General features: G+C 74.6%; 16 protein-coding genes. 13 read left to right on the top strand and 3 right to left on the bottom strand.

All coding sequences use genetic code 11. The features are described from left to right. Positions 1 to 157 precede the first annotated feature (157 nt). The 4 genes from VK501_RS03070 (at position 158) to VK501_RS03055 (ending at position 3,622) form a co-directional block, all read left to right on the top strand. On the top strand, positions 158 to 1,153 hold the full coding sequence (locus VK501_RS03070; protein WP_324334521.1) for a glycosyltransferase family 1 protein: 996 nt from the start codon (positions 158 to 160) through the stop codon (positions 1,151 to 1,153). Continuing rightward, the gene (locus VK501_RS03065) at positions 1,150 to 2,025 is read left to right on the top strand and encodes a glycosyltransferase (RefSeq protein ID WP_324334519.1); all 876 of its coding nucleotides are present in this window, start codon (positions 1,150 to 1,152) and stop codon (positions 2,023 to 2,025) included. Before VK501_RS03070 ends, VK501_RS03065 begins: the two co-directional genes overlap by 4 nt. 93 nt (positions 2,026 to 2,118) lie before the next feature. Continuing rightward, entirely contained in the window at positions 2,119 to 2,922 is an 804-nt protein-coding gene (locus tag VK501_RS03060) for a hypothetical protein (RefSeq protein ID WP_324334517.1), read from the top strand. Between the two features lie 28 nt (positions 2,923 to 2,950). After that, positions 2,951 to 3,622: an HD domain-containing protein gene (locus tag VK501_RS03055; protein ID WP_324334515.1), complete on the top strand. Its 672-nt coding sequence runs from the start codon at positions 2,951 to 2,953 to the stop codon at positions 3,620 to 3,622. 16 nt (positions 3,623 to 3,638) lie between these two features. On the opposite strand, the gene VK501_RS03050 is transcribed toward VK501_RS03055, so the two are convergent. After that, positions 3,639 to 4,346 carry a uracil-DNA glycosylase gene (locus VK501_RS03050; RefSeq protein ID WP_324334513.1) on the bottom strand — a complete coding sequence of 236 codons (708 nt, stop codon included), beginning with the start codon at positions 4,344 to 4,346 and terminating at the stop codon, positions 3,639 to 3,641. Positions 4,347 to 4,470: 124 nt separating this feature from the next. On the opposite strand from VK501_RS03050, the gene VK501_RS03045 reads away from it, so the two are divergent. The 7 genes from VK501_RS03045 to VK501_RS03015 all read left to right on the top strand — a co-directional run bounded on the left by VK501_RS03045 (position 4,471) and on the right by VK501_RS03015 (position 9,470). Next, entirely contained in the window at positions 4,471 to 5,220 is a 750-nt protein-coding gene (locus tag VK501_RS03045) for a DUF2520 domain-containing protein (RefSeq protein WP_324334511.1), read from the top strand. Beyond that, on the top strand, positions 5,217 to 6,077 hold the full coding sequence (gene panC / locus VK501_RS03040; RefSeq protein WP_324334509.1) for a pantoate--beta-alanine ligase: 861 nt from the start codon (positions 5,217 to 5,219) through the stop codon (positions 6,075 to 6,077). The genes VK501_RS03045 and panC overlap by 4 nt, the downstream gene beginning before the upstream one ends. Before the next feature lie 7 nt (positions 6,078 to 6,084). Continuing rightward, positions 6,085 to 6,468, top strand: a complete 384-nt coding sequence (gene panD / locus VK501_RS03035; protein WP_324334507.1) for an aspartate 1-decarboxylase — start codon at positions 6,085 to 6,087, stop codon at positions 6,466 to 6,468. Positions 6,469 to 6,520: 52 nt separating this feature from the next. Next, positions 6,521 to 7,405, top strand: coding sequence for a 3-methyl-2-oxobutanoate hydroxymethyltransferase (gene panB, locus VK501_RS03030; protein WP_324334505.1), 885 nt, complete (start codon positions 6,521 to 6,523; stop codon positions 7,403 to 7,405). Positions 7,406 to 7,489: 84 nt separating this feature from the next. After that, the gene (locus VK501_RS03025) at positions 7,490 to 8,116 is read left to right on the top strand and encodes a DUF47 domain-containing protein (RefSeq protein ID WP_324334503.1); all 627 of its coding nucleotides are present in this window, start codon (positions 7,490 to 7,492) and stop codon (positions 8,114 to 8,116) included. Between the two features lie 39 nt (positions 8,117 to 8,155). Next, positions 8,156 to 9,232 carry an inorganic phosphate transporter gene (locus VK501_RS03020; protein ID WP_324334501.1) on the top strand — a complete coding sequence of 359 codons (1,077 nt, stop codon included), beginning with the start codon at positions 8,156 to 8,158 and terminating at the stop codon, positions 9,230 to 9,232. Between the two features lies 1 nt (position 9,233). Further along, a complete protein-coding gene (locus VK501_RS03015) occupies positions 9,234 to 9,470 on the top strand; it encodes a hypothetical protein (RefSeq protein ID WP_324334499.1) in 237 nt (78 codons plus the stop codon). Between the two features lie 137 nt (positions 9,471 to 9,607). Here the strand turns inward: VK501_RS03015 and VK501_RS03010 are convergent, their stop codons facing one another. Together VK501_RS03010 and VK501_RS03005 are read right to left on the bottom strand one after the other, a co-directional pair. Further along, on the bottom strand, positions 9,608 to 10,237 hold the full coding sequence (locus VK501_RS03010; RefSeq protein WP_324334497.1) for an acyltransferase: 630 nt from the start codon (positions 10,235 to 10,237) through the stop codon (positions 9,608 to 9,610). Further along, positions 10,234 to 11,343 carry a hypothetical protein gene (locus VK501_RS03005; protein WP_324334495.1) on the bottom strand — a complete coding sequence of 370 codons (1,110 nt, stop codon included), beginning with the start codon at positions 11,341 to 11,343 and terminating at the stop codon, positions 10,234 to 10,236. The genes VK501_RS03010 and VK501_RS03005 overlap by 4 nt, the downstream gene beginning before the upstream one ends. Before the next feature lie 142 nt (positions 11,344 to 11,485). Between VK501_RS03005 and VK501_RS03000 the strand changes: the two genes are divergently transcribed. Both VK501_RS03000 and VK501_RS02995 read left to right on the top strand, forming a co-directional pair. Then, a complete protein-coding gene (locus tag VK501_RS03000) occupies positions 11,486 to 12,181 on the top strand; it encodes a hypothetical protein (protein WP_324334493.1) in 696 nt (231 codons plus the stop codon). Between the two features lie 150 nt (positions 12,182 to 12,331). Then, entirely contained in the window at positions 12,332 to 13,711 is a 1,380-nt protein-coding gene (locus tag VK501_RS02995) for a sigma-70 family RNA polymerase sigma factor (RefSeq protein WP_324334491.1), read from the top strand. Positions 13,712 to 13,841: the final 130 nt, after the last annotated feature.

Genomic DNA, 13,841 nt, shown 5'->3' with positions numbered 1-13,841 from the left:
CCGGCGGAGATGGCACTCCCCTCCGGCAACGCGTGCGAGACCGCTTCGGGGTCGTCCCAGATCGGGAGGTGTCCGCAGTCGGTCAGCGTCATGTCGCGCACGTGGGGCGGACGTCCAGCTTCGTGCCACTGCCGCCGCGCGGGTAGATTGCGCCGCCATGCTCGTGGGGGTCGACGCGCGCGCGCTGGCGGCTCGCCGGGGCGTAGCGCGCTATACGCGCCGGATGCTCGAGGCGCTTGCCGCGCTCGACGGCGTCGAGGTGCGCGCGCTCGTCCCCGGGCGCGATCCGGTGGCGCCGGTGGCGGGAGTGGAGCTGCGCCGCACGCCTGCGCCCTCGCGGATCGTGCACGGCGCGGGCGCGCTGCTCGGGCGCCCGCGGGTCGACGCGCTGCTCGGCGGGCCGGACGTGACGTGGCTGCCGGCGCCGGCGCCGGTCGCCGTCGGCGCGCCGTTCGCGCTGACCGTGCACGACCTCTCCTGGGAGGAGCGCCCGGGCGACTTCACGCGCTACGAGCGCGTCTGGCACCGCGTGGCGCGCCCGGCCTCCCTGGCCCGGCGGGCGGCGGCCGTGATCTGCGACGCACCCGCGGTCGCCGCGGATCTGGCCGTCCGCTGGGGGGTCGACGCGCGGGTCGTCGAGCCGGGGACCGACGCCGCCGGCACCGCGCCCAGCGGCGCGCCCCGGACCACCCCCTACATCTTGTTCGTCGGCGCGCTCGAGCCCCGGAAGGGCCTCGACGTCCTGGCCGCGGCGTGGCCGCGCGCCGGGCTGGACGGCGTCGAGCTCGTGATCGCCGGCGAGGGGCGCGAGGCCGTGCCGGGCGCGACGCACCTCGGCCACGTCACCGACGACGAGCTTCACGCGCTCTACGCGGGCGCGCTGGCCGTGGTGCTGCCCTCGCGCCTGGAGGGCTACGGCCTGCCGCCCCGCGAGGCCGCCGCCCACGGCACGCCGTCGATCGTCAGCGACCTCCCGACCCTGCAGCTGCCCGGCACGCTGCGCGTCGCACCGGGCGACGCGGACGCCCTGGCCGCCGCGCTGCGCCGCCTTCCCGCAGAGCGCGCCCGCCTCGTCGCGGAGCTTCCGCCGCCCCGCTCCTGGGCCGTTGCGGCCACCGAGCTGCGCGCCGTGCTGGAGGATGCCGCCTCGTGAGGAGGTTCGCCATCGTCTGCGTCCTGCACGACTCCGCCGCGGATCTGCGGCGGCTGCTCGCGTCGCTCGGGCGCGCCGACGTCCACGTGGTGGTGGTCGACGCCGGCTCCTCCGACGACGGCCCGCAACTGGCCCGCGACTGGGGCGCCGAGGTCATCGAGGCCGGCGACGTCGGCTTCGGGGCGGCCAACAACCTGGGGGTCGAGCGCGTCGACACGTCGGTGACGCTGCTGCTCAACCCCGACGTCGTCGTGCCCGACCCCGCGGTGCTCGACCGCCTCGTCCGCCACGCGCGGCGCGAGGACGCCCTGCACGCGCCGCGGCTGCTGAACCCCGACGGCACGGTGCAGCGCAGCGCGCACCCCGAGCCCGGGCGACCGTCGGCGATCCTGCCCGCGCTCGTCCACCCCGCGGCGCTGCCACGCCCGCTGCGGCTCCGCGCCGACCCCTGGCGTGCCGAGGGCGACCGCGAGGTCGGCTGGGCGATCGCGGCCGCGCTGGCCGCGCGCACCGACACGCTGCGCCGCCTCGGCCCGTTCGACCCGCGCCAGTTCCTGTTCTACGAGGACCTGGACCTGTGCCTGCGCGCCCGCGACGCCCACGTCCCGACGATCCTGCATCCCGACCTGACGCTGGAGCACCGCGGCGGGCACAGCACCGGCCCGGCCTACGGCGGCGAACCGCTCCCCCTGCTGGCCCAGCGCCGCCGCGAGGTCATCGGCCGCAACCGCGGCACCCGCGCGCTCATGCTGGACGACGCCGCCCAGGCGCTCACCTTCGCGACGCGCGCCACGGCGCGGGCGCTGCTGGGCCGCGCCGCCGGGCGCGAGCGCGCTCAGCTCCGCGCATTGCGGCAGGCGCGGCACGGATAGCCATCCGTGCATGACCCGGTTCTGGTTCGCCGGCTCCACCGAGGAGCTCGCCCGCACCGCTGATCGCGCCCCGGCCGGGCATGCTGTGTCGGGATGCTGGAGATCCGCGGAGCCGCCCCCGGGCTGCTCGACGACCCGCTGCTGCTCGACGTCGGGGGCGCCGCGCCGAACACGGCGCTGGTCTGGCGCGGGCGCTTCCGCGACGACGACGGCTTCGTCTGGCGCGCCGCGGCACCCCGGCCGGAAGGCCTGTCGACCGCCTGGGTCCCGGCGAAGCCGACCGCCGGGCCGGCCGCGGCGCTGCGCTCGCTGCGCGCCGTCGACATCGACGTGCGCGTCGAGGCGCCCGACGGCAGCGCGGCGTCGCGCACCGTCACGCGCCGCCTGCTGGACGAGGGCGTCCGCGTGCGCCGCTGGCGCGACGACGTCGCCGGCACGCTGCACCTGCCGGCCGCCCCGGTGGGTTCGGCCGTGCTGATCGACGCCACCGCCCGGCCGCGGCCGGCCCCACCACGGGCGTCGAGGGACGACTCAACCGCGACTATCGCGGTTGAGTCGTCCCTCGACGCCGAGAAGGAGGCGGCGGCGCAGGAGGAGGCCGGGGCGGCCGAGCACATCGCCGCCGGCATCCCGCTCGCCGCCGCGCTGCTGGCCTCGCGCGGCGTGGTCGTCCTCGTCGTCACCGGCGGCAGGGGCGATCCGCTCGCCACCGCCCGCGAGCGCCTCGCGGCGATCCCGGCCACGCCGGACACGATCGACGTCTCCACCGCCGCCGAGGTCCCGCTGCCCGCGGGCGTCGGGCTGCGCGGCGAGGACCAGCCCGGCGCGGTCGCCCGCGCCGAGGCCTGGGACACGCTGCTGGCCCGCGTCGGCGCCCGCCCGCGCGCCCGTCGCTGACCGCGCGGCTGCGATCCTCCCGCCCACCGTGCCCGAGTCGTTCACCGACACGCCGCTGCTGACCTCGCGCTTCGACGCGGCCCTGCACTACGCCACCCGCCACCACGCGCGGCAGCTGCGCAAGGGCACGACGGTCCCCTACGCCGCCCACCTGCTGGCCGCCGCGTCGCTGGTCCTCGAGATGCAGGGCGACGAGGACGAGGCGATCGGCGCGCTGCTGCACGACGTCGTCGAGGACGGCGGCGGCCGACCCGCGCTGACCGCGATCGAGGCGGCCTTCGGGCCCACCGTCGCCGGCATCGTCCTCGCCAACACCGACACCGTGGACGAGGCCGACCGCGGCTCCGGCGGCGCCGGCTGGTACGCCCGCAAGCGCGCCTACCTCGACGGCTTCCCGGACAAGTCGCCTGCCGCGCTGCGCGTCAGCCTCGCCGACAAGCTCCACAACGCCCGCTCGATCCTCCTGGACTACCGCACCCACGGCGACGACCTGTGGTCGCGCTTCGGCCAGAGCCGGGGCCTCGCGACCCGCGTCTACTACCGCGAGCTGGCCAGCGCCTTCGAGCGCGAGCGCGAGCGCCTCGGCGGTCCCGCCCAGCCCGCGATCGACGAGTTCCGCCGGACCGTCGACGCGATCACCGCGCTGGCCGAGACCCACCAGGGCCCCGACACGCGCACGCTGTTCGACGACGCTCGCTAGTGGGCGTGGCCCACTACTAGAACAGGCCGAGCTGCACGGGCTGCGGCTCCTCGGACGCCTCCGGCGCCTCTGCGTCGTCGGCCGGCGCCGGCTCCACCAGGGACTCGTCCGCCGCGACCGCGACCGGCTGCTCGGGCGGCCCCAGCGCCAGCAGCGCGGGCAGCCGCTGGAAGTCCTGGCGCAGCACCTCGACGTTGGAGGGCGTGTAGAGCGCCGCGGCCGGATGGAAGACCGGGAACAGCCGCACCGCGCGGGGCCCCACGGTGCGCACCTCGGCCTGACCGTGCAGGCGCATGATCCCCGTGGTGTCGTGGCGCAGCAGCTTCGTCGCGAAGTTGCCCAGCGTGCAGATGACGGTGGGCGCCACCAGGTCGATCGTCCGGAACAGGTAGTCCTGGCAGCGCTCGATCTCCACCGGATGCGGGTCGCGATTGCCCGGCGGCCGGCAGCGCAGCACGTTCGTGACGAACACCGCGTCGCGCGACAGCCCGATCTCGCCCAGGAGCGTGTCGAGCAGCCGGCCGGCCTGCCCCACGAACGGCAGCCCCTGCTCGTCCTCGTTGCGCCCCGGCGCCTCGCCGACGAACATCAGGTCGGCGTTCGCGTGTCCGGCGCCGAACACCACGGTGTGGCGCGTCTGGGCGAGCTGCGGGCAGCGCACGCAACCACGAGCCTCGTGGAAGAGCGCCTTCAGGCCCTCGCGTCGCTCGTCCGGGGACGACACGCCTGTGAGACTAGACCGGCGAAGGTGTCCGCGGCCGTGCCATCCCGCTAATTCCGGGGTACCATTGCGTCACCGAGTTTCGCGACCGGCATCCCCGTGGAGGGGAGCTGGACCGGCACCTGACATGACTCTTGTCCTCCCCCGCTGCGCGGTTGTGGGTAACGGCCGCCTCGGCACGGCGCTCAGCGCAGCGCTGCGCGCCGCCGGCGTGCCCGTCGACGGGCCGCTCGGTCGCGGCGCCACGGGCGCCGGCGTGGACGTCGTCCTGCTCTGCGTCCCCGACGCCGAGATCGCCGGCGCCGCCGCCTGCATCACGCGCGGCCGTCTGGTCGGGCACTGCTCCGGCGCCACGACGCTCGCCCCGCTGGCCCCGCATGCCGACGCGTTCTCGCTGCACCCGCTGATGACCGTCACGGCCGCGGGCGCCGACTTCGCCGGCGCCGCAGCCGCCGTCGCAGGGACGACCGAGCGCGCCCGCGCCGCCGCACGCGACCTGGCGACGGCCCTGCGGATGCGCCCCTTCGCCGTCGCCGACGGCGACCGCGCCGCCTACCACGCGGCCGCCTCGATGGCCTCCAACTTCCTGATCACCCTGGAGTGGGCGGCGGAGCGCCTCGGCCCCGTCGACCGCGCCGCGCTCGCGCCGCTGGTCCACGCGACCGTCGACAACTGGCTCGCTCACGGTCCCCAGGCCGCGCTCACCGGCCCGATCGCCCGCGGCGACGAGGACACCGTCGCCCGGCAGCGCGCCGCCGTGGCCCAGCGCACGCCCGACCTCCTCGAGCTCTTCGACGCGCTCACGAGCGCCACCCGCGCGCTCGCGGCCACCGGCGCGCCGGCGCCGGCACCCGTGCCCGCCGAGGTCGCTGCATGAGGACCGTCCGGACCGTGGCCGAGGTGCGCGCCGCGCTGCGTCCGGCCCGCGCCGCCGGGCGCACGATCGCGCTCGTCCCGACGATGGGCTTCCTGCACGAGGGCCACCTCAGCCTGGTCGCGGCCGCGCGCGGGCAGGCCGACGAGGTGGTCGTGTCGCTCTTCGTCAACCCCACGCAGTTCGACGAGGCCTCCGACCTGGACGCCTACCCGCGCGACGAAGACCGCGACGCCGCGCTCGCGGCCGACGCGGGCGCCGACGTCCTCTTCGCCCCGGCGGTCGGCGAGGTCTACCCACCCGGCTTCGCCACCGAGGTCCGCATCGCCGGACCGCTCACCCAGGCGCTGGAGGGCGCGCACCGCGGCGCCGCCCATTTCCACGGCGTGACGACGGTCGTCACCAAGCTCCTCAACATGGTCCAGCCCGACGTCGCGTTCTTCGGGCAGAAGGACGCCCAGCAGGCGCTCGTCATCCGCCGGCTCGCCGCCGACCTCGACCTGCCGACGCGGATCGAGGTCGCCCCCACGGTCCGCGAGGAGGACGGCCTGGCGCGCTCCAGCCGCAACGTCCGCCTCGCCGGCGACGACCGTCGGCGCGCGCTCGCGCTCTCCCGCGCGCTGCGCGCGGCCGAGCAGGCCCTGGCCGCCGGCACGCGCGACGGCGCGACCCTCACCGCCGCCGCCCGCGCGGCGATGGACGACTTCGACGTCGAGCCCGAGTACCTCGCGCTCGTCGATCCCGAAGACCTGCGCCCCGTGGCGACGGTCGACCAGGAGACCCTCCTGGCGGTCGCCGCCCGCGTGGGGCAGGTGCGACTCATCGACAACACGATCCTCACCCCCAACGGGAGGCACTGACCCGCACATGCAGCGCGTCATGCTGAAGTCCAAGATCCACCGGGCCACGGTCACCGACTCCGACCTGCACTACGTCGGGTCGATCACGATCGACCCCGTGCTGCTCGCGGCCGCCGACATCCGCGAGCACGAGCAGGTCCACGTCGTGGACGTCGACAACGGCGCCCGCTTCGAGACCTACACCATCGCGGGCGAGCCGGGCTCGGGCGCGATGAAGGTCAACGGCGCCGCCGCGCGCCTCGTGCACCGCGGCGACACCATCATCGTCATCTCCTACGCGCAGTACGACGAGGCCGACCTGGAGCGCTACGAGCCCAAGGTCGTCCACGTCGAGCAGGGCACCAACTCCATCATCGACGTGGATGCGGCGGTGGCGACCCTCCTCACGTAGAGGGCGTCAACCGATCGGTTCACAGGAGGTCTGAACAAACAGCATGTCCACGATGCGCAACATCACCGTCCCGGCCGACGCCTCGCGCCTGCCGATGACGCTCCCGCGGATGGCCGAGAAGAAGAAGCAGGGCGAGCCGCTGGTGATGGTCACGGCCTACGACTACCCGAGCGCGCTCGCGGTCGACCAGGCCAACGTCGACCTCGTCCTCGTCGGCGACAGCGGCGCCATGACGGTCCTCGGCTACCCGTCGACGGTGGCCGTCGAGCTCGACGAGCTCCTGGTGCTGGCCAAGGCCGTGCGCCGCGGCCTCACCACGCCGTTCCTGATCGGCGACCTGCCGTTCGGGTCCTACGAGGTCTCCGACGAGCAAGCCGTCACGACGGCGTTCCGCTTCGTCAAGGAGGCGGGCTGCGACGCCGTGAAGCTCGAGGGCGGCGGCGCGGTGTCGGTCGCGCGTGCGCGAGCCATCGTCGGCGCCGGCATCCCGGTGATGGGCCACGTCGGCCTGACGCCGCAGACCTCGACCGCGCTGGGCGGCTACCGCGCCCAGGGCCGCACCGCCGAGGCCGCGCAGCGCGTCGCGCAGGAGGCCCTGGCGCTCCAGGAGGCCGGATGCTTCTCGGTCGTCTTCGAGGCGATCCCGAGCGCCGTCGCCGCGGCGGTCATGCCGCGGATGGAGGCGCTGGTGATCGGCATCGGCGCCGGTCCGGCGACCGACGGCCAGGTGCTCGTGTTCCACGACCTGCTGGGCATCCGCGAGGGCCGCGGCGCCCGCTTCGTGCAGCGCTACGCCGACATCCTGGACGAGATGGTCGCGGGCGTGGCCGCCTACGCCCACGACGTGCGGAGCCGCCGCTACCCGAGCCCCGACCACGGCTACTCGATCCCCGACGAGGAGCTCGCGGCCTTCCACCGCGCACTGCGCGAGCAGTGATCGAGGCCGTCATCTGACCCGTGCGACCCCCGCCCTCGGGGGTCGCACGCGTTAACACGGCTTTCACTCGCTACATTGCCGCGCGTGGCCCGTCTGTCTCAGGTGTTCGCTCCGCGCGACCGTGAATTCTTCGATCTGTTCGAGGAGGCCGGGAGCAACATCGCTCGCGCGGCCGACCTCCTGGACCAGATGCTCTCCAGCTGGCCCGATCGCAAGGAGCTGGCGCGCGACATCCTCGTCTGCGAGCAGGAGGGCGACCGGATCACGCACGACATCATCCATCGCCTCAACCAGACGTTCGTGACGCCGATCGACCGCGAGGACATCCTCGCCCTCGCCTCGGCGCTGGACGACATCATCGACTTCACCGAGGAAGTCGCCGATTACATGGGCCTCTACCGCATCGAGGCCCCCATGGAGCAGGCCGTGCGCCTGTCACACATCCTCGTGCAGGCCACGCGCCAGGTGGCCGAGGCGCTCCCGCGCATGCGCGGCTTCAAGGACATCAGCCACTACACCGTCGAGATCAACCGCCTGGAGAACGACGGCGATCGTGTCGTGCGCGAGGCGATGGCGTCGCTGTTCGACCACGGGATCGACCCCATGGTCGTGATCCGGTGGAAGGACATCTACGAGCGCCTCGAGCAGGCGATCGACGCTTGCGAGCACGTGGCCAACGTGCTCGAGGGCGTCGTCATCAAGAACTCGTAGGGCCGCCGCATTTCCAGCGACGTCGTCCTCTACATCGTCGTGGCCACCGCGCTGGCCTTCGACTTCACCAACGGCTTCCACGACACCGCGAACGCGATCGCGACGAGCATCTCGACCCGTGCGATGTCGCCCCGCGCGGCCGTGCTCATGTCGGCCGTCCTGAACTTCGCCGGCGCCTTCGTCTCCCTGGCGGTCGCCGCCACGGTGGCCAAGGGCATCGTCCAGGCCGACGTGGTCACCCCCACGATCGTCTTCGGCGGCCTGATCGGCGCGATCGCCTGGAACCTGGCGACATGGTGGTTCGGCCTGCCGTCGTCCTCCTCCCACGCCCTGATCGGCGGCATGGTCGGCTCGGCCTTCGTCGCCGCGGGTCCCTCGGCGATCCTGGGCAGCGGCATCCTCGAGAAGGTCATCCTGCCGGCGCTCATCGCCCCGACGCTGGCCTTCGCGGTCGCCGGCCTGGCGATCCTCATCATCTACCGCATCGTCGGCCGGCTCCGACCGGGGCCCGTGAACCGCGGGTATCGCCTCGGGCAGCTGGTGACCGGCGGCCTGTTCTCGCTGGCCCACGGCACGAACGACGCCCAGAAGACGATGGGCATCATCACGCTCGCGCTGATCGCGCACGGCGATCTGAGCGGTGACTTCCACGTGCCGACCTGGGTCGTCATCAGCTCGGCGACCGCCATCTCGCTCGGGACGTACTCGGGCGGCTGGCGCATCATCCGCACGATGGGCAGCCGCATCATCAAGATGGACCCGGCGCAGGGGTTCGCGGCGCAGGGCGCCGGCTCGGCCGTCGTGCTGACCGCCTCGCACCTCGGCTTCCCGCTCTCCACGACGCACGTGATCTCCGGCGGCGTGATGGGCGCGGGCGCGGCGAAGCGCCTCTCGGCCGTGCGCTGGGGCGTGGCGGGCAACATCGCGCTGGCGTGGGTCCTCACGCTGCCGTGCTCGGCCGTCATCGGCGGCGCCGCCTACGGCCTGAGCGCCATCTTCGGCGACGAGTCGCTCGGCGTGATCGTCGTCCTGCTCCTGGTGATCGGGCTGATCGCCGCGGCGTTCGGCTCGCGCCTGCGCCGCGGCCCCGCCCTCACCGCGGCGGCGGAGGCCTGAGATGCTCGCCGAGATCGAGTGGAACAAGATCGCCGAGCTGCTGTACGTGGCGCCGCTGGCCGGCCTCGCCGTGGCGATCACGTTCTCGGTCCTGATCCTCGGCGTCGCCCGGGCGGGCGACGCGCAGCGCGACGGCGCCTCGCACATCGCGATGGCCTACAGCGTGCTCGCGCTCGCCGCGACGCTCGCCTTCGCCGGCGTCGTGGTCTACGGCGTCCAGGTCGTCGTGACGAAGTAGGGAACACTGGCCCAGAGGGCCAGGTTCCCTTGCGGGTGTTCGCCCAGGGGGCGAAACCCGCGGCGGGTTAGGGACCCACGCTCCGAGCTAGCTAAGCGGCTCGCTCGCGCGCCTTGGGCGACCTCGCTGGCGGGTGCTCAGCCGGCCACGGGCGCGTCGGGCGGCAGGCCGCCCTCGGGATGCTCGGCGTAGGCGATCGTCCGCAGCACCCGCGCGGGCGCGCCGGCGGCGATCGAGAACGGCGGCAGGTCGGTGGTGACGACGCTGTTGGCGCCGATCACGCAACGCTCGCCGATCGTCACCCCGCTGGTGACGACGACGTTGGCGCCGCACCAGACGTTGTCGCCGATCTTGGTCGGTCCCTTCGTGGTGAAGCCCTGCCACGGCACGGGCCGGGCGGGATCGTCGAAGCGGTGGTTGCCGTCGGTGACGAAGCAGCCGTTGGCGAACATGCAGTGCTCGCCGATCTCGACCGACGCGACGGCCGCGATCATCACCCCCATGTTGAGGAACGACCCGCCGCCGATGCTGATCCGAGCCGGCGCCGGGCCGGTGATCCACACGTTGGGCTCGAAGAGGACGTGCGCGCCGAGGCGCAGCCGGCGCTCCCGGAGCATCTCGAGGACGTTGCCGTGGATCGGCCAGCGCGCGAAGGACTCGCGGCGCGCCAGCTCCAGGTGGATGCGAGCGCGGTTCCACGGCAGCGCGTTGCGCTCGTACCAGCGCCACTTCTGCAGCCAGAGGCGGCCGCGGCCGCCCGGCGTCACTCCTCCTCCCGCGTCCCGCTCCCGCGCAGCACGCGCCCCAGGTGGTCGGCGACCTGCGAGGCCGAGCCCTCCGTCGCGCCGGCGCGCAACCGCGCCTGGACGCTGTGCAGCGACGTGCGGTCCGCCAGGTCCTTCTGGGCCGCCTGCAGCTGGGTCGTGATCTGTCCGCCGAGCTCGCGCAGGCGGTGCTGGGCCTCGCGGACGGCCTCGGCCAGCGCACGGCCCTCGACGGTCGCCAGGTCCGCCTGCGCGCGGGCCTCGCGCAGCAGGGCGTCGGCCTGCTCGCGCGCCTCGCGCGTGGCCCCGCGCGCCGCGACGCGCGCGTCGGCCAGCTCCTTCTCGGCGGCCGCCTTGACGCGCGCGGCCTCCTCCTGGGCGGCCTGCACGATGCGCCGGGCCTCCTGCTCGGCGCCGGCGCGCCGGCCGCTGGCGTCCTGGTCGAGCTCCCGCGTGCGGGCCGACAGCGCCTGCTGGATCCGCGCCTCCTCGCCGGAGGCGATCTCCTGGCGGACGCGCTCGGTCTCGGCGCGCGCGGCGGCCAGCGCCTCCTCGTGCTCGGCGCGCAGGGCGGCGAGCGCCCGCTCGCGGTCCTCCTGGGCGGCGGCGGCCATGCGGTCGGCCTCGTCGCGGGCGTCGGCGCGCAGCTGCTCGGCGTCGGCGCTGCCCTGGTCGAGCGCCTGCTGCGCCTGCTCGCGCGCCTGCGCGACGAGCTGCTCGGCCTCCTCGTGGGCGGCGGCGAGGCCGCCGGAGGCGTCGCCCGGGTCGGCGGCTGCGACGTCCGCCACGGGCTCCGCGGGCATCCCGGCGGCCGGCGCCTCCTCCGCGACGGAGGCGGGCGGGCCCGCCGCGGGGTCGACCAGTCGCTGCGGCGGCGCCTCGGGCGCGGCCGCGGGCGGGCTGGGCGGCGCGGCGGCCGGCGCCGGGCCGCCGAGGTCCGAGATGAACGGGCGGTGGCGCACGGTCAGCTCGTGGCCGCGGCTGCCGCCGGGCAGCACGATCTCGCGCTCGCTGACCAGCTCGATGTGGCCGAAGCGCAGCGTCAGATCCGTCAGGAGGGCGGATCGATCCGGGCCGGTGACGGTGACGACGGACGGTTCCAGAGCCATTTGGGGCTTCACCGTACAGGTCGTCCTGGCGGGAAGGCCCGTACACGCACGGACATTCGTACGAGAGCGGCGTGATCTTGCGCGGTTGCCCGTGTCACAGCGGTCGACTCACTCACGACACGATGCATCAGGGAGGATCTACATGACGTCAGTCCGACGCATTGCACTCGCCGTCGCCGCATTGGCGCTGCTTGCGCTGCCGACCAGCGCGCTGGCCAAGGGTGGAGACAGCGACCGGGACGGCATGCCGAACCGCTGGGAGAAGACCCACGGCCTGAAGGTCCACAAGCAGGACTCGCGAGCCGACAAGGACCGCGACGGCCTCAAGAACCTGGCGGAGTACCGGCTGGGCACCGATCCGCGGAACGTCGACAGCGATGGCGACGGCGTCGAGGACGGCCAGGACGTCGGCGGCAAGGTCGACTCGTTCACCAACGGCCTCCTCACGATCGCCCTGCCCGACGGGACCAAAGTCTCGGGCAAGGTCGTCGACGGGTCCACCGAGCTGAAGTGCAAGACCGCGCAGCCGGCCACGCCGACGACGACGGCTCCGGCGGCTCCGACCGCCCGCAAGGCCGACGACGGCCACGGCGACGACGACGGCGACCGCAGTGGCGACGACGGCGACGGCGACCACCAGGACGATCCGGGCCAGCCCGCCCAGTCCGCGCCGGGGGAGTCCAACCAGCACGACGACGGCGACCGCGAGGACGACGACGAGAACGACGACGCCGCGTGCGGCGTCGAAGCCCTCACCGCCGGGACTTCGGTCCACGAGGCCGAGCTCAAGATCACGAGCGCGGGTGCGGTCTGGGACGAGGTCGAGCTCCTCAAGTAGCGGGCTCCACGTCTCGCCGCGGCCCGGGAGCGGGAGGCCCGGGCCGCGGGCGGGGCGACGAGGGCTACCATCGCAGTTGTCGGAGGACGGGTCACGAACAAGATGAGGTCTCAGCGGCTGCACCCCGCTCGCCTGGCGGGCTCCTCGCTCATGCGCTTGCAGAGCGACGAGCGCCTGGCCGAGCTGGCCATCGACGGACATGAGGCGGCATTCGCCGCCATCGTCGACCGCTATCGCACGCCGCTGCTGCGTTACTGCGCCGGGATCGTCGGCGCCAGCCGCGCCGAGGACGCGGTGCAGCAGGTGCTCATCAACGCCCACGACGCGCTTACGAGGACCAACGACGTGCGCCACCTTCGCTCTTGGCTGTACCGGATCGCGCACAACGCGTCGCTGAACGTGTTGCGCGCCGTCCGCGACGACCTGCCCCTCGACCACGCCCAGGTCGCCGCGACCGATGGGCCCGCCGCCGCCTTCGAGCAGTCCGAGCGGCTGCGTGCGACGCTCGACGCGGTGCACGAGCTGCCCGAGCGCCAGCGCGCCGCGCTCGTGCTCCGCGAGCTGGAGGGCCGCTCCCACGAGGAGATCGCCGACGCGCTCGGGGTCACCAAGGGCTCGGCCCGCCAGCACCTGATGCGCGCCCGCACCGCCGTGCGCGGCGCGGTGACCGCGATCACGCCCTACCCACTGATCGCCAAGCTCGCCGAATTGGTCAGCAGCCCGGCCGCCGGCTCCTGGAGCGACGCCGCCGTCGGCGCCGGCGCCGGCGCGACGGTGGCGAAGCTGACCGCCGGCGTCATGGCCACCGGGGCGCTCGTGGGCGGCGCCGTGGGCACCGACCAGGTGATCCACCGCCAGCACCGTCAGGCCGATGCCGCCTCGACGCAGACGACCAGGACGGGCCACGCGAAGGCGTTGCGCGCGGTCGCGCCGCCGGCACGGACCACGCAGAACGCCGCGCTGGTGCTGCCGGCGTCGAGCAGCACGAAGACCCAGGGCGGGAGCGGCACGTCCGGTACGGGCGAGCGCGGCGGGTCCGGCGCCGGCGCGGGGTCAGGGTCCTCTGGATCCTCGGGATCTTCCGGCCGCGACGCGTCCGGCCAGGACGACCAGCGCGACGACGGCGACCGCTCCGGTCGCGGCTCCGGCGACGACAGCCGCATCCAGAGCGCCGGCGGCAAGGACTCCGGCGGCAGCGACGAGGGCAGCGGCGGCAGCAGCACCAGCAGCGGCAGCGCCAAGCGCTCGACCGGCGACGCCACGCGCGATCGAGGCGGCGACGAGAGCGACCGCTCCACCGACGACAGCAGTCACTCCGGCTCAGCATCCGGGTCGTCTGGCGAAGACGCCACCGCGACCGCGCCGCTCACCGGCTCCTCGGCATCCGGCAGTGGCAAGGACGCCGGCGGCACCCCGTCGGTCGACGAAAGCCGGTCCTCCTCCGGCAGCAGCGCCGACACCCCGCCCAGCAGCTCCGGCGGTGACGGGCCAGCCGGTGGCTCGTCACCCAGCGGCTCCGGCGACGACTGACCCCACGGCGACGGCCGCCGCCGGCCCCACCGCCCCCGCCTCGCCGCCACCGGCCCACGACTCCCGGCGCGGCCGGATCCCCGCGGCGACGTCATGACGTCCGTTGCCAGACACCGTGCACCCGGGCTTG

Source organism: Baekduia sp. (assembly GCF_035318805.1).
Classification (GTDB): Bacteria; Actinomycetota; Thermoleophilia; order Solirubrobacterales; family Solirubrobacteraceae; genus Baekduia.
Note: the sequence above shows the minus strand (reverse complement) of the source record. Positions and strands in the feature narration are given on the sequence as shown.